The sequence below is a fragment of the Pseudoalteromonas sp. PS5 genome, assembly GCF_004103255.1.
Classification (GTDB): domain Bacteria; phylum Pseudomonadota; class Gammaproteobacteria; order Enterobacterales; family Alteromonadaceae; genus Pseudoalteromonas; species Pseudoalteromonas peptidolytica.
In genome coordinates this window covers 1-20586 of sequence record NZ_RCSQ01000161.1, presented here as the reverse complement: position 1 = coordinate 20586, position 20586 = coordinate 1, and the positions used below count along the sequence as shown (strand labels likewise).

The 20586-nt window shown below is 42.8% G+C and carries 20 protein-coding genes; 4 read left to right on the top strand and 16 right to left on the bottom strand.

The window, feature by feature from the left end; all coding sequences use genetic code 11:
* The first annotated feature begins 150 nt into the window (after window positions 1-150).
* Window positions 151-318 (top strand): hypothetical protein, encoded by a 168-nt coding sequence (locus tag D9603_RS21705; RefSeq protein ID WP_161972764.1) that lies wholly within the window; start codon window positions 151-153, stop codon window positions 316-318.
* A 74-nt stretch (window positions 319-392) separates the two neighbouring features.
* Here D9603_RS21705 and glmU read toward each other — a convergent pair whose 3' ends face one another.
* The 16 genes from glmU to D9603_RS17860 all read right to left on the bottom strand — a co-directional run bounded on the left by glmU (window position 393) and on the right by D9603_RS17860 (window position 15724).
* Window positions 393-1751, bottom strand: coding sequence for a bifunctional UDP-N-acetylglucosamine diphosphorylase/glucosamine-1-phosphate N-acetyltransferase GlmU (gene glmU / locus D9603_RS17935; protein WP_128732333.1), 1359 nt, complete (start codon window positions 1749-1751; stop codon window positions 393-395).
* A 339-nt stretch (window positions 1752-2090) separates the two neighbouring features.
* Window positions 2091-2507 (bottom strand): F0F1 ATP synthase subunit epsilon, encoded by a 417-nt coding sequence (locus tag D9603_RS17930; RefSeq protein WP_125253641.1) that lies wholly within the window; start codon window positions 2505-2507, stop codon window positions 2091-2093.
* Between the two features lie 13 nt (window positions 2508-2520).
* Entirely contained in the window at window positions 2521-3906 is a 1386-nt protein-coding gene (gene atpD, locus D9603_RS17925; RefSeq protein WP_128732332.1) for a F0F1 ATP synthase subunit beta, read from the bottom strand.
* Between the two features lie 32 nt (window positions 3907-3938).
* Entirely contained in the window at window positions 3939-4799 is an 861-nt protein-coding gene (gene atpG / locus D9603_RS17920) for a F0F1 ATP synthase subunit gamma (protein WP_125253643.1), read from the bottom strand.
* Window positions 4800-4851: 52 nt separating this feature from the next.
* Window positions 4852-6393, bottom strand: coding sequence for a F0F1 ATP synthase subunit alpha (gene atpA, locus D9603_RS17915; RefSeq protein ID WP_125253644.1), 1542 nt, complete (start codon window positions 6391-6393; stop codon window positions 4852-4854).
* Between the two features lie 14 nt (window positions 6394-6407).
* Complete coding sequence (atpH, locus tag D9603_RS17910; RefSeq protein ID WP_125253645.1) at window positions 6408-6941, bottom strand: F0F1 ATP synthase subunit delta; 534 nt, start codon at window positions 6939-6941, stop codon at window positions 6408-6410.
* A 15-nt stretch (window positions 6942-6956) separates the two neighbouring features.
* Complete coding sequence (atpF, locus tag D9603_RS17905) at window positions 6957-7427, bottom strand: F0F1 ATP synthase subunit B (protein WP_010376882.1); 471 nt, start codon at window positions 7425-7427, stop codon at window positions 6957-6959.
* A gap of 49 nt (window positions 7428-7476) precedes the next feature.
* Window positions 7477-7710, bottom strand: a complete 234-nt coding sequence (gene atpE, locus D9603_RS17900) for a F0F1 ATP synthase subunit C (RefSeq protein WP_010376881.1) — start codon at window positions 7708-7710, stop codon at window positions 7477-7479.
* Window positions 7711-7788: 78 nt separating this feature from the next.
* Window positions 7789-8646 carry a F0F1 ATP synthase subunit A gene (gene atpB / locus D9603_RS17895; RefSeq protein ID WP_125253646.1) on the bottom strand — a complete coding sequence of 286 codons (858 nt, stop codon included), beginning with the start codon at window positions 8644-8646 and terminating at the stop codon, window positions 7789-7791.
* Window positions 8647-8661: 15 nt separating this feature from the next.
* Window positions 8662-9042, bottom strand: coding sequence for an ATP synthase subunit I (locus D9603_RS17890; protein WP_128732331.1), 381 nt, complete (start codon window positions 9040-9042; stop codon window positions 8662-8664).
* Window positions 9043-9376: 334 nt separating this feature from the next.
* Window positions 9377-10315 (bottom strand): ParB/RepB/Spo0J family partition protein, encoded by a 939-nt coding sequence (locus tag D9603_RS17885; RefSeq protein WP_128732330.1) that lies wholly within the window; start codon window positions 10313-10315, stop codon window positions 9377-9379.
* Window positions 10316-10330: 15 nt separating this feature from the next.
* On the bottom strand, window positions 10331-11116 hold the full coding sequence (locus D9603_RS17880; protein ID WP_125253649.1) for a ParA family protein: 786 nt from the start codon (window positions 11114-11116) through the stop codon (window positions 10331-10333).
* A gap of 14 nt (window positions 11117-11130) precedes the next feature.
* On the bottom strand, window positions 11131-11751 hold the full coding sequence (gene rsmG / locus D9603_RS17875) for a 16S rRNA (guanine(527)-N(7))-methyltransferase RsmG (RefSeq protein ID WP_125253650.1): 621 nt from the start codon (window positions 11749-11751) through the stop codon (window positions 11131-11133).
* 15 nt (window positions 11752-11766) lie between these two features.
* Window positions 11767-13656, bottom strand: a complete 1890-nt coding sequence (mnmG, locus tag D9603_RS17870; RefSeq protein WP_125253651.1) for a tRNA uridine-5-carboxymethylaminomethyl(34) synthesis enzyme MnmG — start codon at window positions 13654-13656, stop codon at window positions 11767-11769.
* A gap of 421 nt (window positions 13657-14077) precedes the next feature.
* The gene (locus D9603_RS17865; RefSeq protein ID WP_128732329.1) at window positions 14078-14515 is read right to left on the bottom strand and encodes a flavodoxin domain-containing protein; all 438 of its coding nucleotides are present in this window, start codon (window positions 14513-14515) and stop codon (window positions 14078-14080) included.
* A 411-nt stretch (window positions 14516-14926) separates the two neighbouring features.
* Window positions 14927-15724, bottom strand: a complete 798-nt coding sequence (locus tag D9603_RS17860; protein WP_128732328.1) for an isocitrate lyase/phosphoenolpyruvate mutase family protein — start codon at window positions 15722-15724, stop codon at window positions 14927-14929.
* Window positions 15725-16163: 439 nt separating this feature from the next.
* Between D9603_RS17860 and D9603_RS17855 the strand changes: the two genes are divergently transcribed.
* The 3 genes from D9603_RS17855 (at window position 16164) to D9603_RS17845 (ending at window position 20552) form a co-directional block, all read left to right on the top strand.
* On the top strand, window positions 16164-16364 hold the full coding sequence (locus D9603_RS17855; protein ID WP_128732327.1) for a hypothetical protein: 201 nt from the start codon (window positions 16164-16166) through the stop codon (window positions 16362-16364).
* 167 nt (window positions 16365-16531) lie between these two features.
* Window positions 16532-16837, top strand: a complete 306-nt coding sequence (locus D9603_RS17850) for a hypothetical protein (protein WP_125253655.1) — start codon at window positions 16532-16534, stop codon at window positions 16835-16837.
* Between the two features lie 127 nt (window positions 16838-16964).
* Entirely contained in the window at window positions 16965-20552 is a 3588-nt protein-coding gene (locus D9603_RS17845; RefSeq protein WP_128732326.1) for a hypothetical protein, read from the top strand.
* Window positions 20553-20586: the final 34 nt, after the last annotated feature.

Sequence of the window (20586 nt, the reverse complement as noted above, 5' to 3'; positions counted from 1 at the left end):
ACAATGTACCACGAGTGGTTACAGAAAGGAATGCAGCAGATCCAATGACAGAAAATCAGTCGTCTAATTTCTAAACAGCGGTCTTGACAAAGTAGTAAAGCACACATTAAATTAACCACAATCCAACATAAAAGTAAAAGGGAATTAAAGATGAAAAAATTAGCATTGCAAAAAAAACAGCTTAAAAACCTCTCTTTTGAAGAGAAAACACTAGAGCAAAATGCTACACCTCTCGTTGGTGGGGCAAGCCCTGGGACTAGAGTCTGTATACACACACCACAGATTGAATGTCGGACAGTGGCAGATCAACCCTATTAAAAATATAGAATGATATCAGGGCGCGATAATAGCGCCCTTTTTGACGATTACTTTTTATGATAGTGCGGATTAAATTACTTTTTCTTTGGGCGTTTCCAGCCATCCATATTACGTTGCTTACCTCTGGCAACCGCTAACTGTTTCTCTTTGACTGTCGCAGTGATCACAGAGCCGGCACCAATTGTGGCGGTACTGCCAATTTCCACGGGTGCTACTAACGAGGAGTTAGAGCCAATAAACGCATTATCACCAATGATGGTTTTGGATTTATTAACACCGTCATAGTTACAAGTAATGGTACCGGCGCCAATATTTACTTTTTCACCAACATCAGCATCACCAAGGTAGGTTAAATGATTGGCCTTTGAACCTTTGCCCAAACGAGATTTTTTCATCTCAACAAAGTTACCAATATGCGAATCTTCCTCCATTATTGCACCTGGGCGAAGCCGTGCAAATGGCCCTAAGGTACATTTATCGGCTACTTGCGCATCTTCGATAAGTGTATTGGCTTTAATCACAACATTATTACCAATTTTACAGTTTTTAAGTACGCAATTGGGACCGATCACCACATCATTACCAAGCTCAACACGACCTTCAAAGACAACATTTACGTCAATTTGTACGTCTTCTCCTGTCGTTACTTGGCCCCGTACATCAATGCGCGCAGGATCCGCAAGGCTTGCACCATTAAGCATCAATGTTGTCGCTTGCCAAGCTTGGTAAGCGCGCTCCAGTGCCGCCAGTTGAACGCGGTTGTTTGCCCCTTCAACTTCCATTTTATCATCGGGCTGTGCTGAGGTTATCTCTACCCCCTCAGAATGTGCCATAGCAACAATGTCTGTTAAGTAGTATTCGCCTTGTGCATTATTGTTCGATAATTGCCCTAACCACTTTTTCAACAACTTGCCGTTAGCAGCCATGATCCCTGTATTAATTTCAGTGATCGCTAGCTGCTCGTCTGACGCATCTTTTTGCTCCACGATGCCAACCAACTTACCATTTTCTCTCAGCATGCGCCCATACCCTGTGGGGTTTTCCAAGTCCACAGTCAACACGGCAAGACCATTGTCAGGTGTGACATCAAGCAATCTTTGTAAGGTGCTTTTTTTTGTCAGTGGAACATCACCGTATAAAATCAACACAGTATCATCATCAGCGATGTGCTCTTTTGCAACGGCAACAGCATGGCCGGTACCTAGCTGCTCTGCTTGATGTACCCAGTTAACTTGATTATGTGCAAGGGCAGCTTGTAATTGCTCAGCACCATGACCAAACACCAAATTTGTCGAGTGGGCCCCCAGTGAAACAGCATTATCAATAACATGCTGCACCATTGGCTTGCCCGCAATCGGGTGCAGAACTTTCGGTAATTTAGAGCGCATACGAGTACCTTTACCCGCAGCAAGAATAATTGTATTTAACGGCATGAACACAGGATCCTTTTTCTTGTGTCAAAAAACAAATGTACAGTTCAATACTCTTGCCTTTAATCCAACCACTTCATTGTGCATAGGAATACTGCGAACATAGCAGCAGACAATAAGTACATACTGAGTACTAAATTGTACGATATTGTAGCGAGGAATAATGAATAAGGTAAGTACTGACTCAAGTGTAATTTATTAAATAACCTGAGCTAGGATATCATCTATCGCTCACCGGTGGTTATTGTTTATCACGATGAGTATCAGTGTGAAGCAGAGCAACCTCAGGTATAAAAAAACCCACGCATTGCGTGGGTTTTTGATAACCAGATAGGCGGCTGCTTATTTGCGCAGCTGGCGTAGAAGGCGTAGTTGAGCAAGAGCCTCTTCAAGCTGCAATGCCGCACGCTGATAATCCAGCTCGCTTGCAGTGCCAGAAGCTAATTGCGCCTGCGCTTCACGTTTAGCTTCTTCAGCAGCTTGCTCATCAATTTCATCCGCACGAATAGCCACGTCCGCAAGGACGGTAACTGTTTTCGGTTGAACTTCAAGCGTACCGCCGGCAACGTAGATAACTTCTTCTGAGCTATCTGCTTTAACCAAACGTACCATACCAGGTTTTAGGCCAGTCAGTAGTGGCGCGTGGCCAGGGTGAATACCAAGTTCACCTTCACTACCTGTCACTTGAATCGTAGCCACTTCGCCAGAGAATAAACTCTGCTCTGCACTTACTACGTCAAGGTGTACTGTCATTGCCATAACAACCTCCTAATTACATGTTTTTAGCTTTATCAACTGCTTCGTCGATTGAGCCAACCATGTAGAATGCCTGCTCAGGCATATCATCGTAATCACCGTTTAGGATGCCCTTAAAGCCAGAGATTGTGTCTTTAAGAGATACGTATTTACCAGGTGCACCTGTAAATACCTCAGCTACGAAGAATGGCTGAGATAGGAAACGCTGGATCTTACGTGCACGAGATACTACTTGCTTATCTTCGTCAGATAGCTCGTCCATACCTAGAATTGCGATGATGTCTTTCAGCTCTTTATAACGCTGAAGAACTGTCTGAACGCCACGTGCTGTGTCGTAGTGCTCTTGACCGATAACTTGTGGGTCAAGCTGACGTGAAGTTGAATCTAGAGGGTCTACCGCAGGGTAAATACCTAGAGACGCGATATCACGAGAAAGTACTACTGTCGCATCTAAGTGAGCAAACGTTGTTGCTGGAGATGGGTCAGTCAAGTCATCCGCAGGTACGTATACCGCTTGGATTGAAGTGATTGAACCAGTCTTAGTTGATGCGATACGCTCCTGTAGAACACCCATTTCTTCAGCTAGTGTAGGCTGGTAACCTACTGCTGAAGGCATACGACCTAGAAGTGCTGATACTTCAGTACCTGCTAGTGTATAACGGTAGATGTTATCTACGAAGAATAGTACGTCACGACCTTCGTCACGGAACTTCTCAGCCATTGTAAGACCAGTTAGTGCAACACGTAGACGGTTACCCGGTGGCTCGTTCATCTGACCATATACTAGCGATACTTTGTCTAGTACGTTTGAGTCGTTCATCTCATGGTAGAAGTCATTACCCTCACGAGTACGCTCACCAACACCTGCGAATACTGAGTAACCGCTGTGCTCGATTGCGATGTTACGGATAAGTTCCATCATGTTTACGGTTTTACCTACACCCGCACCACCGAATAGACCAACTTTACCACCTTTAGCGAATGGACATACAAGGTCGATAACCTTGATACCAGTCTCTAGAAGTTCAACTGAGTTGCTCTGATCTTCGTATGATGGTGCTGCACGGTGAATAGACCAACGCTCTTCTTCACCAATAGGGCCCGCTTCATCAATTGCATCACCAAGTACGTTCATGATACGACCTAGTGTTGCTGTACCAACTGGAACCTTAATTGGCTCAGCTGTACCTTGTACTGGAGTACCACGACGTAGACCGTCAGTACTACCTAGTGCGATACCACGTACCACACCGCCACCTAGCTGCTGTTGCACTTCTAGTGTCAAACCAGCTAAGTCGCCTTCTGTAACTTTTAGTGCGTCATATACGGCTGGCACGTTGTCTTGTGGAAACTCGATGTCCACAACGGCGCCGATAATTTGGACGACCTTACCTAAACTCATGTCTATTCCTCTTATTAAACTTTGCCGAAGCGTTATACGGCAGCCGAACCGCTCACAATCTCACTAATTTCTTGTGTGATTGCGGCCTGACGTGCCTTGTTGTATACCAGCTGTAGCTCATCAATCAGGCCACCTGCGTTATCTGTTGCGGCTTTCATCGCAACCATACGGGCAGCTTGTTCAGAGGCAGCATTCTCAACTACACCTTGGTAGACCTGAGACTCAATAAAGCGCACTAATAGTGTCTCTAAAATCGCCTCTGGGCTTGGCTCATATAGATAATCCCAAGCGTGAGCTGATACATCTTCTTCAGCTTTTGGCAAAGGTAATAACTGATCGATAACAGGCTCTTGTTTCATTGTGTTGACAAACTGGTTGTACACAACGAATAAGCGGTCAATTTTGCCTTCTTCAAATGCTTTAAGCATTACTTTTACAGGACCAATAATATCCTGAACTGAAGGCGTATCTCCTAACCCGGTCTTCTTGGCTTCTAGCTCACCGCCAAAACGCTTAAAGAAACCAGCAGCTTTGCTGCCTAGAGCTGCGAACGTTGCCTCAACCCCTTTGTCTTTCCACGCTTTTGCGTCTCTTACTACTTTTTTGAACTCGTTTGAGTTCAAACCACCACATAGACCACGGTCTGTAGAGATAACAATGTAACCAACTCGCTTCACTTCGCGTTCTTGTAAGAACGGGTGAGTGAAGTCAAGATTAGCCTGAGCAACACGACCGATCACTTTGCGTAAGTTTTCAGCGTATGGACGACTAGACGCTACGCGTTCTTGTGCCTTCTTCATTTTAGAAGCGGCAACCATCTCCATTGCGCTGGTGATCTTTTGAGTATTCTTGATACTCCCGATCTTGCTTTTTATCTCTTTTCCGCTGGCCATGACTCTCTCTCCGAATCTCGGTGAGTAGTTCCCTACTCACCTTAATAACACATTACCAAGTTTGCGTAGATTTGAACTTCTCTAGAAGTTCTTTAAGCTGCGCTTCGATCTCGGCGTTGTAGTTACCAGTTTCATTGATTTGAGCCATTAGCTCTGCGTACTCGCTCTTAGCAAATGCGATTAGGCTTGCTTCAAAATCAAGGATCTTGTTGATTTCGATGCCTTTTAAGAAGCCTTTCTCTACTGCAAATAGCGATAATGACATATCAGCAACAGACATTGGTGCGTACTGTTTCTGCTTCATTAGCTCTGTTACACGCTCACCGTGTTCAAGCTGTGCACGAGTTGCATCGTCAAGGTCAGAAGCGAACTGAGAGAACGCCGCTAGTTCACGGTACTGAGCTAGCGCTAGACGGATACCACCACCTAGTTTCTTAACAATTTTAGTTTGCGCTGCACCACCTACACGAGATACCGAGATACCAGCGTTAACCGCTGGACGGATACCTGCGTTGAACAAGTCAGTTTCCAAGAAGATCTGACCGTCAGTGATTGAGATAACGTTGGTAGGTACGAATGCAGAAACGTCACCACCTTGAGTTTCAATGATTGGCAATGCCGTCAATGAACCTGTTTTACCTTTAACTTCACCATTTGTGAACTTCTCAACGTAGTCAGCGTTTACACGTGACGCACGCTCTAGAAGACGTGAGTGAAGGTAGAATACGTCACCTGGGTATGCTTCACGGCCTGGTGGACGCTTAAGTAGTAGTGAGATTTGACGGTAAGCAACAGCTTGCTTAGACAAATCATCATATACGATTAGTGCATCTTCACCACGGTCACGGAAGTATTCACCCATAGTACAACCAGAGAATGGCGCTAGGAACTGAAGTGCTGCTGATTCTGACGCAGAAGCAACAACAACAATCGTGTTCTCAAGTGCACCGTGCTCTTCTAGTTTACGTACTACGTTTGCAATTGTTGACGCTTTTTGACCAACCGCTACGTACACACACTTAACGCCTGTGTCTTTTTGGTTGATGATAGCATCGATTGCTAGTGCTGTTTTACCAGTCTGACGGTCACCGATCACAAGCTCACGCTGACCACGACCAACTGGGATCATCGCATCGATAGACTTATAACCAGTTTGTACTGGCTCATCTACTGATTGACGCTCGATTACGCCAGGTGCGATTTTTTCAACTGGTTCAAAACCATCGTTATCAACAGCGCCTTTACCGTCGATTGGCTCACCAAGTGTGTTAACAACACGACCAAGTAGACCACGGCCTACTGGTACTTCAAGGATACGACCAGTTGATTTAACTTTTACGCCTTCTTTAAGGTCTGCGTATGGACCCATTACTACAGCACCTACTGAGTCACGCTCAAGGTTTAGTGCGATAGCATAACGGTTGCCAGGAAGCTCGATCATCTCACCCTGCATACAGTCAGCAAGACCGTGGATGCGGATGATACCGTCGGTAACAGATACGATAGTACCTTCGTTACGCGCTTCACTTACAACTTCAAACTGTTCAATGCGTTGCTTGATCAGTGCAGAAATTTCTGTGGAATTAAGTTGCATGCTCTTTTTCCCAATTACGATTGTAGCGACGTCGCAAGACGATCTAACTTGCCGCGAACAGAACCGTCAATTACGGTGTCACCGGCTTTAATCACTAGGCCACTTACAATGGCTTCGTCGATGCTACAATTCAGCTTAACTTTGCGTGCGAAACGTTTCTCAAGTGCCGCGACCAATTTTGCTTGCGCATCATCCGCAAGCGCTGTTGCCGAAACCACATCTACTTCGATTTCTTTGTCATAATCTGCTTTAAATTCAGCAAACAATTCTGCAACAGCTGGAATGGCAGCTAAACGCTCATTTTCGGCCATCAGCTTGATAAGGTTTTGACCTTGTTCGTTGAGTTGCTCAGCACATAACTTGATAATGATTTCAGACTGCTGTGTTTCAGTAGCAATGCTACCTAGTAGTGCCTGAACCTGCTCATCGCTGGTAACTTGACCAGCGAAGAACAGCATTTCATTCCAAGCTTCAACTGTGCCTTTTTCAACGGCAAGTTCAAAAGCCGCTTTAGCGTATGGGCGAGCGATAGTAGTCAATTCAGACATGCTCATACCCCCTGCTTAAAGCTCAGCGACAAGTTTTTCAACGATGTCACTGTGTGTGGCTTGATTGATTTCACGCTCTAAAATCTTCTCAGCGCCTGCGATAGAAAGTGCAGCGACTTGTGAACGCAGCTCTTCTTTCACACGGTTGCGCTCAGACTCAATTTCAGAGTGTCCCTGAGCAATGATTTTTTCACGCTCTTGCTGACCACGAGTTGTCTCTTCGTCAACAATTAGCGCAGCACGCTTCTTAGCTTGTTCGATGATTTCAGCCGCTTGTGCTTTCGCTTCTTTGAGCTGTTCAGCGCCTTGTGCACGTACGCGCTCAAGTTCTTTTTCAGCTTCATCAGATGCTGCTAAACCATCTTCGATTTTCTTTTGGCGAGCTTCAATCGCACCATTTAGTGGTGGCCATACGAACTTCATACAGAACCATACGAAGACCACAAATGCGATTAATTCACCTATTAGAGTGGCGTTTAAGTTCACGACCGCTCCTCCTTACTTGACAGTTGTTCGTTTCAGGTATTTTGCAATATTAAAGAGCGAACAACATGTACATAGCGATACCTACACCGATCATTGCAACGGCATCGATAAGACCAGCTAGGATGAACATTTTAACTTGTAGTGAAGGCGCAAGCTCAGGTTGACGAGCACATGCTTCTAGGAACTTACCACCCATGTTACCGAAGCCTAGTGCAGTACCGATAGCACCAAAACCGATTAGTAGTGCAACAGCGATAAGTTTAATAGCAACTGCGATTTCCATTTTTATCTCCAAAGTTTCAATAGTAAATTAAAGTTAAAGTTTAAATTTAAGTATAAAAAATCTTTATTATTCAGCTGATTAGTGACTTTCTGTACTAGCCATGCTGAGGTAAACGATAGTTAGCATCATAAATACAAATGCTTGCAGTACGATTACCATAATGTGGAATACTGCCCACACGAAGTGCAGTGGTAACTGCATTAAACCAATTGCACCGATAAGGATGAAGATCATCTCACCAGCGTACAAGTTACCAAACAAACGCAGTGCTAGTGAGAATGGCTTAGCCACTAGTGCGATTGTCTCAAGTAACAAGTTAAATGGAATTAAGATTGCCATCATTAGCTTGTTCTTAGAGCTAAATGGGTGCAATGTTAATTCTGCAATAAAGCCACCGATGCCTTTGATTTTAATTGAATAACCGATCATCAGAATAAACACACCTAGCGCCAGTGCCGCAGTCATATTTAAGTCTGTTGTAGGTACAATTTTCATGTATACATCGTGTGAGTCCATACCAAATGCTTGTTCACCAACAAAGCCAGCGAATGCAGGTAGGAAGTCAACTGGAACTAAGTCCATCAAGTTCATTAGGAATACCCAAACGAAGATCGTTAGGGCCAAAGGTGCAACTAATTTGCTGTTACCGTGATAAGTATCGCGAACGTTGGCACCAACGAACTCAACAACCATTTCGATAAAGCACTGGAATTTACCAGGAACACCTATAGTGGATTTTTTAGCGGCACTTCGGAAGATCCATAAAAATATCAGACCTAAACCGATTGACCATGCGAGGGTATCTACATGCCATGTCCAGAAACCACTATCCGCACATGCTTTGTTGAAGGCAAGACCGGCATCGGTCGAGCACATCTTGGCATTGGTCAAGTGGTGCTGAATATGGCTTGATAGAGTAACTTCTTCTGCAGCCATGTTTTATCCCAAAAGTTAATGATTAAAAAAAATCAGGACTAACCATTGTGTTAGCATCACGAGCACATACACACCAAAGAATGGCAGCATCATTACTGAAAAATGCTTAAAAATCAGTGCAAAGAGCACAACAGTTAGCAAAAATTTTAATCCATTTCCTCGTTTTATCGAGGAATATACTTGATTTGCTTTGCTCGCGCCCATAAAACGAAAAGCATAAGCAGCAAATACAAAATTAGGGAGTACTAACACAGCCCCGCCAGCTAATGCTGAAACTCCGGCTTGTACTCCCCAACCCATAAAAACGATTACTGCAGCAATTAATGCTACGATACCCTGAATCAAAACACCTTTTAATGCGGCTCGCCGATATGGACGGGCTAACGAATGAGTCACTTTATATTAACCTTAATGACGTTAAATTTTATCAGGGTATGAAAACTGGCGAAATTATACTTGTTTCTGCTTAATTTGCAACTTGACGCGATGAAATGTGACGTTTTTTGGACTCAAAATAGGTCATATTTTGTTAAGTGAGAGCGCGTAGATTGGTCGCACTTCGAAGGTGATTGCTTTTACAGCGAAGCTCTGTTGTTTGGGGCTGCACAATAAACTGTAAAGACGGTAATGTGATGTCTGACTCAACACCACATTACCAGTTAGGCTAGGGGGCTTAGCTAGTTGGACTCAAACACAAAAAATAGCAGTGCTTTTAGTCAACATTTTAATCTTAATTGGCATCGTTCATCTCAGGGTTAATACGCCCTAAGATACCATCGAGTTCATCTAAGCTCGCATAAGAGATAACCAGTTTACCTTTGCCTTTTTGGTTATAGTTAATCTCAACTTTTGCACCCAGGTTTTCCTGTAGTTGCTGTTCCAATAGCTTCACATCAGGATCTTTTTGCTTAACAGCTTTTTCCTCAACTGGTTCTAGAATTGTACGTACCAGTTTTTCGGTTTCCCTAACCGTTAACCCCTTAGCAACAGCCGTTCTAGCGGCTTCTGATTGGGCTTCACCACTGAGTGCTAACAAACAACGCGCGTGACCCATTTCAATATCACCATGCTCTAACAATATTTTTACATCATCATTGAGATTGTTTAAGCGCAGTAAGTTAGTCACTGTGGTACGAGATTTACCCACAGCATCTGCCACTTGTTGATGTGTTAGCTCAAATTCATTCAATAACCTATCAAGTGCTATTGCCTCTTCCATCGCATTAAGATCTTCACGCTGAATGTTTTCGATCAATGCAATAGCAACCGCGGCTTCATCAGGAACATCTTTAACTAAGCAAGGGACTGTGTCTTGCTTGGCTAACTGCGCAGCACGCCAACGTCGCTCACCGGCGATGATCTCGAACTGTTGAGCTGACACTTTACGCACCACGATAGGTTGCAAAATTCCCTGAGATCGAATTGAGCTGGCAAGTTCTTCCAGTGCCTGTTCAGACATATCTTTACGCGGCTGGTATTTACCCGGCACTAGCCACTCTATGGGTAAACGTTGTAACTCTTGCTCGATAACAGGCTCTGCACTAGGTTCACTTTCGGCAGTCACCGGCTGCTCAGCGGCCGTAGCAGGTGCAGATGCACTTGGATTAGGTTTCGCCGAACTCAAAAGGGCATCCAACCCTCGGCCTAAACCTCGTTTTTTAACCGACATGTTCTTTTTATCCTCTTAGGCAACCGCAGCTGCTTGCTTTTCTTTGCGTCTTAGCATTTCCCCTGCAAGAGCAAGATAGGCTTTTGCACCACTGGATGCTCTATCATAATACATCGCTGGAGCACCAAAACTTGGTGCTTCCGCCAAGCGCACATTCCGTGGGATCACAGTACGATACACTTTATCGCCAAAGTGCTGCTTTAGCTGTTCGGATACATCGTTTGCAAGGCGATTACGCGGATCGTACATGGTGCGTAAAATACCTTCAATTTGCAATCCAGGATTTACCAATTTGCCCAATTGAGTGATGGTATCCATCAAGGCGGTCAACCCTTCAAGTGCATAATACTCACACTGCATAGGCACTAACACCGCATCAGCTGCTGCCATCGCATTAACCGTGAGCATATTGAGAGAAGGTGGGCAGTCAATAAATATATATTCATATTTATCTTTGACGGCTTCTAACGCATTGCGCAATCTAACTTCACGGGCAAATAACTCCATTAGTTTGACTTCAGCAGCCGTTACATCGCCATTCGCTGCGATCAAATGATACTCACCGCTAGTTTCAGTAGAGATGACTTGATCGATAGGTGACTCTTCGATCAACAGATCATACACCGTCGCCACATCACCATATTTATCGACACCGCTTCCCATCGTTGCATTACCTTGAGGATCGAGATCGATCAGTAATACTTTACGTTTTGTCGCCGCCATGGACGCGGCCAAATTCACCGCAGTGGTTGTTTTACCAACACCACCTTTTTGGTTTGCTATTGCAATGATTCTTGCCACATTGTCCTCGACAATTAATCTTTAGAAAGAATGATTAAATGGCGCTCACCGTCTAGTTTAGGCACCACTAAGCTAATATCTTGCGATAAACTCACACCGTTTGGTAGCTTTTCTAGCTCATCAGCAGGGTACTGTCCCTTAAGCGCTAAGAATACACCTTGGTCATCGATTAAATGCGAGCACCACTGGATCATATCTTGTAGTGATGCAAAAGCACGGCTGAGTACACCGTCTAATTTAACACTTGGTTGATATTCTTCAACACGAGACTGCACAGGGGTGACATTATCAATGCCAAGCCCATGTTTTACCTGCATTAAAAATCGGACTCTTTTACCAAGGCTATCAAGGAGAACAAAATTGATGTCCGGTCTAGCAATCGCTAACACCATGCCAGGTAAACCAGGGCCTGTGCCAACATCAATATAATTGCTACCTGTTAAATGCGGTGCGACGACTAAAGAATCCATGATGTGTTTCACCATCATTTCTTTAGGGTCTCGAACGGAAGTGAGATTGTAAGCTTTATTCCATTTATCCAGCAGTTGGACATAGTCGACCAACTGCTGCTTTTGTTGTTCGCTGAGCTCGATTGAGGTATCAGCGAGTAATTCATTCAATTGTTCTAATAACACAGTGTTCCACTGCTATTACGCCGACTTACGCAATAGCCCTTGCTTTTTCAGATACACTAATAATAGCGAAATAGCAGCAGGGGTGATACCAGAAATACGTGAAGCTTGGCCAATCGTTTGTGGACGCGCATCAGTTAGCTTTGCCACAACCTCATTTGACAGGCCACTTACCTGGCTATAATCAAAATCCGCTGGCAATACTGTTTCTTCATGACGTAGCTGTTTATTTATCTCATCCTGCTGACGCGCAATGTAGCCTGCGTACTTAGTCTGGATCTCAACTTGCTCAAGAGCAGGGATGTTATCAAACTCAGATCCTAGCCCTTCTATTGCCATGAGATCATGGTAATTAACTTCCGGGCGACGGATTAAATCTTCAAGACTGGCTTCGCGTACGAGTGGCTTTTTCAGCAGTTCGTTTACCGCATCAAGTGCTGGATGATCTTTATGGATCCAAGTGTTGCGTAAACGCTGTGCTTCTTGTTCCATGACTTCAAGCTTTTCATTGTAAGCTGCCCAGCGCTCATCATTAACAAGACCTAGCTCGCGGCCTTTTTCAGTTAATCGTAAATCTGCATTATCTTCACGTAATAACAAGCGGTACTCTGCACGGGAAGTAAACATACGATAAGGTTCTTTGGTGCCTAATGTTGCTAAGTCATCAATCAGCACACCGGCATAAGCTTCATCACGGCGAGGAGTCCATGCTTCACGACCTTGAACCTGAAGTGCCGCGTTCATACCCGCGATCAGGCCCTGAGCACCAGCTTCTTCATAACCAGTGGTACCATTGATTTGACCAGCAAAGAACAGGCCATTGATAAACTTTGTTTCTAGTGACTGTTTAAGGTCACGTGGATCGAAGAAATCATATTCTATTGCATAACCAGGACGGCAGATATGAGCATTTTCAAAACCTTGGATCGAGCGTACGATCTCTAGCTGAATATCAAATGGTAAGCTGGTGGAAATACCATTTGGATATAACTCGTAAGAAGTTAGCCCCTCAGGCTCAACAAATATCTGATGCTTTTCTTTATCAGCAAAACGTACAATTTTATCTTCAATAGAAGGGCAGTAACGTGGACCTATACCTTCAATCACACCAGCATACATAGGTGAGCGATGCAAATTATTGCGGATCACTTCATGAGTTTTTTCATTGGTATAGGTGATATAGCATGGGATCTGTTTTGGATGATCAGACACTTTACCCATAAATGAGAAAACCGGAGTAGGGGTATCGCCTGGTTGTTCTTGCATCACTGAAAAATCAACCGTTCGTGCGTCGATACGTGGTGGTGTACCCGTTTTTAGACGATCAACACGGAATGGCATTTCACGTAAACGTTCAGCTAGGGCGATAGAAGGTGGATCGCCAGCACGGCCGCCTTTGAAGTTTTCTAAACCTATATGGATCTGACCACCTAAGAAGGTACCAACCGTTAGCACCACAGAAGAAGCACTAAAACGTAATCCCATCTGTGTCACAACACCTTTGACCTGATCCCCCTCAACAATGAGATCATCACAAGATTGTTGGAAGATCTTTAAGTTATCTTGGTGTTGTAAAATATCTTGGATCGCGGCTTTATATAATGCGCGATCTGCTTGAGCGCGAGTTGCCCGTACCGCTGGACCTTTAGATGAATTTAATGTTCTAAACTGGATCCCACCTTTGTCGATAGCCGTGGCCATTGCACCGCCAAGTGCATCGATCTCTTTTACTAAATGACCTTTACCAATTCCACCAATAGCCGGGTTACATGACATTTGGCCTAAGGTATCCATATTGTGTGTTAACAATAAGGTATTCATACCCATTCGGGCTGCTGCAAGTGCAGCTTCTGTGCCTGCGTGTCCACCACCAACAACGATGACATCAAAATGTTCATGATAAATCATTTACGGGATCCTACTTAAAACAACCGAGCAAATTTAGAAAGGATGCGTATTCTACCTAGAATTAACCAGAAGTGAAATGGTTAAACTTTAGACAACGCAAAAAATAGATCTCTTAAAATATATAAGGATCTTTTTAAAGATCTTTATTGATCTTACTATTACTGATCCTATGATCTGTGAATAGTTTTGTATTCCTTTTTAGATCCAACTGCTTAGCTTAGATCAATTGATGTGAATTAGATCGGATCAACAGGCTTAAAACCTTTGATCAACTTGGCACTTTATTCACAGGCTTGGATCTTGATTATTTTATCCAATGGATAAGTAACCTTAGATCTGCAGTTAGATCAGAGGTTATCCACAATGCGATCTAAAATAGACTAAATTTGTGTATAACTTCTGTGTATTTATGATCGCCTCATTAAGCGATACTGTCGATAAACTTAGGTAGCCAAGCAATAGCGGTATCTTCTGGTAGATCAGGCTGTAATACATCGATCTTTTCCACGTCGACCAGCAATGTCGCTCCTTTCTCTTTTAACAAGGCAGCAAGATTAAGTGCTGCATAGTTAAAGGTGTCATAACTTGAGTCGCCAATCCCTATCACTGCAAAGCGCAGGCCTTGGAGATCTGTTGTATTGTTTAGGGCTGATATAAAAGGCAATAGGTTTTCAGGATAATCTCCAGCACCATAGGTTGATGTGACCACCAGCCATAGTGTTTGTTGACATGTCTCAAGCTCTGGCTGCTCATGTAGGTTCACTGCAATGCCATGGGATTCAAGTGACTCTACTACTTGTTCTGCAACATATTCTGCTGACCCCATTTGGCTACCAACGATCAGATCTAAAGTTTGCATTATTACCTTACCTAAGCTTCTAGTGCGCGACATCTTAGCGATTAACGTGAATATGTAAAGAGTAACACTTACGTTGTGGGAATTTTTTTTTTGCTCAAATTCTGTTTGATTTTTTAGTTTTTTAATTATGGCTATGAATTTAAAGAAGAAAATAAAATATTCCTTATGGTTTGTAGGTGATTTACTTGTGGATAATCTATGAGCTAGTTGAGTTTAACTGTACGTAGCCAAGGTGATGTTTTGCATTAATAAGTGGTTGATATCGCCATTATGGATGCAAGCAGTAAGGTTGTGGATTAGCGATTGTGGATAACGATCTAAATGGTTGAAGTTGATCGGTTTTTTTAGATCTATATAGTTAGATCCATATAATAAAAGAATCTAAAAAAACCGGGAGATCTAGCCATTAATTTAATTTGACTGCCATGTTATGCCGACAGAGTGTTCAAATAAGAAGTCAACTGTTGCTTCTTTAAGCATCCTTTTAGTTACTGACTCCTGCTGCGCTATCACGTGATCGCTCAGTGCATTTCCGGATGAGATACGTTTGACGCCCAATTCTGTGAGCTGCTGTTTATCACTTAGTCCGGGCATCAACATTACGTTAATTGGAATCGAAAGTAGAGTAGTCAGGCGCTTTATCGTGACAAGTTCAGTTAAACCGGGAATAAAAAAGCCATCGCAACCCGCTTCTTGATAAGCGAGTGCACGTTTAAGTAATGCTGTTTCATTCCATTGTGGTTGTAAGCAAAGATCGCAGCGTGCATTGATAAAAAAGTGTTTAAAACCAGCGTCACGTAATGCTTGCCTGATAGCATATAGTAATGACTGGTGTGCTTGAATATCACGTAAACCGTTCTGATGACTGGGCGTGTCTTCAATATTGATACCTACAACACCAAGATCTGCCAATTGAATAATATGCTTGATGATCTGACTTTGATCCGCGCTGTAGCCTGCCTCAATATCAACGCTTAAGGGAATAGTGATCACCTTAAGAATGGCACTGACTATTTGTAGCACATGATCAAATGTGAGTTGTTCTCCATCTTTAAAGCCTTGGTGATTAGACATGCCCCAGCTTGTTGTTGCAACTGCTTGGCCACCAGCTTGCTCAATAATAAGTGCCGATAAAGGATCCCAACAATTAGCAATAAAGAGGGGGTTGGGGTTTTGATGAAGGGCTTTAAAAATTGTTCGTTTATTCATTTTATTTCTCGTAAGTTTAAATACTTAGCATAAATATTCTTGTCAGAACAAACTGGCCACATTCGGCACTCAACATTTTTATACGTATTTTCACAAAAAAGTAAGGTGAGTCGCTTACTTGAAAAATATGTATAATTTTCATACATATGAAGAAGTTTTCAACAATACCCGTATTTTTATAAAATTTTATGTCATTGATAAATAAACTTTTTGTTTATTTTCTCATTATTTGTTATCCCATTCGCTTTGATGTTAATACTGATTATGAATTGTACAAAATAGCAAGGATTGCTTTGGTAAACGTTTTTACTTTTACATCAAAACTGGATTTTGCTTGGGCAATGAGATGTTTTATCGATTTATTCTCATTCCAGATAAGTCGATATAAACAAGGTGCTTATTACTAGCCGTTACATAACCGCAAAGTTAAGGAAAAAACATGAAAAAATTAATTGAAAAAAGTGTGCTATCTAGTATTTCTGGTGGTAGTGGTGTTTTGGATCCATTAGACCCAGCGTCGTCTGTTTTACATCCTGTTAGACCTGAATCTTCAGTATTGCACCCAGTGAGACCTGAGTCTTCAGTATTACACCCTGTTAGACCTGAATCTTCGGTACTACACCCTGTTAAGCCCATCTAATACATAGATTTAATACGCGTTGGCATATGTGTTGTTGCCAACGGTATTACCTTATACTTTACTTTTTATTAATATAATTCAAAGACTTAATTTTATATGTTTTATTGACCTCATGATTAAGATTGGAAATAATGCTTTCGACTTTAAGGAACACTAAAAGGTAAAGCATGGAGAAGAAACTGCGCATCAGTGCCGCTAAAGATTGGTATTCATTTCGCATTAGCGCTTCTGGAGAGCTGGAATTTAAACGTGTTGCACTATGGGCCGCCGATAAACATGGTTCAGTAACAGGACTTGTCTCTGGTACTGTGAGCAAAAAGTTCGCCAACTATTTATACAAGTCATCATACACACATGGTGGTTATATTCATTGGGATGATATGACACCCGATCAACAGAAAAAGGCAAAGCAGGACTGCCAAATAGACGTCGACAGGTTAAAAGAGCTACAAGAGGACGATACTAGCTCGTAATCGACACCCGCTGCTTTTTAATATTTACTTGAAATCACCGCAGTTTACATAACTGTGCTTCATTATTTTTTCTACTCTATAGTCCGATTAGTGCGGCTATACGTTAAATCCAATTAGAAATAACGACATGAATCAATTCGATAAAAACCAGATTATCACGCTGGATATTCAAGACCCGCAACAAATCAAATTAGCATTAACACAATATAAAGCTTTATTAGATGAGGATAGGGCTTTTAGCGATAGTCAATTTGATATTGAATTTAAGCAACGGGGAAAAGACGGTGATCGCCGCCTACAACCACAAGACAGCGGCAACAACCTTAAGTTGCTACAATCTGCATTAAACTTAGGCCAAGAAGGTGGCTCTCACCACTATAATCATCCGATAGATGATGATACTGAAACTTATATTTCTGAGGTTATTCTGTTTGCAGCTGCGCTGCAATATTCCGAAATTAAAGAGGTTGTTGTAGAAACTGCCAAAGCCATCGTCGCTTATAGTCGACGCCAAAACAATACAGATGAAATGTGGCTAGATGATATGCGGGTATTTGGCGTAGAAGCATTATATATGCTTGCAAAGACAGATATACGATATGCCTACTTGCTTGCACAGTTTTTTGTGCCTTATTGGGATGATGAACATGCCTGCGGTTACGAAAGCTATTTAAGTTCGTTGCTTCATGAGCATGGCTGGCACAATGAAATAATCAAAGCATTTATATGGTGTGACAACGATAGCTTTAGATCTGGCATGTTCCAAAATGATCAATATAGTGATGATTGTAGCTACCAGCCATTGGGGGAATATTTATGCCAGCACCCGGAGTTCTATGAACCGTTTAAAGCGTTAGTTATTGCACGTTTCAAAGCTGAACCTGCATTACTTGAGCGTATCGATACTATGTGCGATGAAGGTGAAGAAGAAGACTTAAGTGCTTATCAACCCGTCGTGTCTCTATACCAATCGCTATTCCCTCATACCTGTTTTTATGACGATGAAGAAGCCAAAGATAGCTTTATGGCAATGCCGTTTTTTGGCAACACGCTCGAAAATGAAGCGTATGATTTACAGCAAAAAGTCCAATCACAGGTTGTAGGGCCGCTCGTTAAAATAGCACAAAGTGCTATTACTGCGCGTGCAAACTATCGCGCCTATCTCGCCAGAGACGAGAGAAAATATGAGCTTAACTATGGTAGCAATTTATTGAAGCCCTTAGTGCTAGCTATGCCACAAGGTGAGTCATTGTGGCGCTATATTGAAAGTGGTGAGCCACACACCGTGTTAGAAACACTCTGTGAAGTAGATGTATTTGAATTAGCAAAAGTGCATGCCAGTGATATGGCTGAGCATTTTGTTGATCAATTGGTTAGTTTCGAGCACAACAACCAAGGCATAGCCAACGAGTTGAAATCGGTGCTCAATCTTGTACGGGGCGATCTACTGACTGATCACTTCAGTGAAGAAGTTGAATGTACACAACCAAATGGTTTGGTATTGACGCTTACGGTACGCAAAGATACAGAAACTAACTTACTACAAGCTCGTGCTCAGCAATACTTGCGCGTGATTGACGTATTTTACCATGCTCTAGGCAAACGTGAGTTTAGTAAATATATGATGGCATCACTTACCGAAGGTGATGAGGCGCTACTTTCTAGAGAAGCCTATTATCAGCGCTACACTCAACTCTCCTTATCTGATATTGAAAGCGCAGCAGAAAGTGCTAAAGCCAAAAATATTCAATCGATATTTCGCCACTTTACTAATCACGATGAGTTACTGTGTCGCAAGCATCTAAAGTTGGTTGACGAGCATTTTCGCTCATCCCGTGCGCTTTGCCATCCAGAGCAGTGGCCGCAATTGGATATGGGCTTAATGACACTGGCCAGTTATCACCTTCACAGTGATTACAATCAGCGTATTGGCGATGATATTACAGAGGCACTGGTAACTTATCTTAACGATAATCATATTTGGCAACTCGCTGCCCAGCACATAATTAAAAAATGTCATAAAAAGTCAGACCGTTATAACCCCGAAAATTTGGGATTATCTGAGGAGCAAATAGCGCGGATCTGCGAACACTTTACTGCAGACACGCCGCAAGATGATTTGACCAGTATATTGGCACTAGTACAGCCACACTTGTATCGAGATGAGTGCTGTCTCGGCGATCTTTACTTAAACAAATTTAGTGAGCAGCAACCCAGCTATCAGCTTTTTAAAGATCATGATGATGACTTTCAGCGCTTTACCTTAGCCGCATTTTGGTTGCGGCAATTACCTTTACCCTTACAAAATAAAGCAGATCGTTTGTGGCAATTTATTATTGCATTGGCGCCTGTTAGGGTTGCACGCAATGTGCTTCGTGCTTATTCAAATGATCATTGGGATATAGAGTTTAACAATATACTCGATGGGATTGATGTCTATGAGCACTTAACTAAAGCTGGAATAGATAGCGGTATTCTGAATGCCTATGAAATGAGTTATCAACGTTATGACTTCGGGCGTTACGTAAATTGGATAGAGATTTACAGCGAAATAGTCAGTGATGATACCAGTATGTTTGGCAGCATGGGGCGTAAAAAAGCCAAAGCCATGGAACGGGGACTTGCGTATATTAATGAGCGCACGAAAGTTGAGTTTTTACATCATGTATCACTCAAACATCCTGAAGTTGCAGTGGACTTTGATCATGACTTGCGCCGTACGATAGATATTTTTGTGCAATTAAATCTGCACTCTTGGGAGCATGCGCTGGCACATGAGTCAGGTAAGGATTGTCTGTATTTCGGTGAAGGTGAAAAGTTACCAAAGAAGCTGTATAAAACCATTGTGGCAGATAGCCTTTCAATACATGATAAACCTTGTCATGTTGATGGTCGAAGTTGGGAAGCCTGCACTGTGTTACAGCAGCAAGGAGACAATTACGTGATTGTGATGGCCGATCATGAGGTGCCGCTTGCTTGGTATGAAGACAGACTGCCATCGGGACCCTTATTGGTATTCTCAGAGCAGGTTGAACGTGCTGCTATTGTAAAGCGCGTTGCTGAACTTCAAGTGCAATGCAATCGTATTAATGGGATTGTTGAACAAACGATGGCTTATCTAGATAACGAAATAGAGTTTGACGCCATGGCTGCGCTGTTCAAAGAGCAAATATTCACCGAGTTTATGCGTATCGATGCCGATGAATACCACATGTATAGTCTGCGTCAATTTGTGTGGATGCTAGATGTTAAGCGTCGCAACAAACTGGTACGTCTGCTGCTCAATCATGACTATCGCGGCTTTAAATTAATTGAAGCGCAAATGGAGCAACCTTGGTTGTTACATCAACTGGCACACAATGAAATTGATTTTGAGACTTACCTATCAACCAGCGATGAGTATGAAGGTGAAGCATCCGAGACCGGTATGGCATTTTTACTTGCCTGGTTATTTGAGATCGGCATTAAACCTGAACACTTGGTGCTGTTTTGTATTAAGCGCAGCCATTTTGATGTATGTCGTGAGTTTATTGTGGCACATGCCCGTGGCCAATATGGCAGTTTTAAACAGAGTTTGAGCTACTTACACGCAGGTCGCCGCGCTGAACTTCCTGAAATATTAAGCCAAGAAGCAGATGCTGAAGTATTGCTAGCTCCATTGAAAAAAGACAAATCTCGTAAGGTAAAAGAAGCAGTCAGCCATTACTGTAGCTAACCTGAGTTCGGATAATTAACCCCAGCTCGGGATA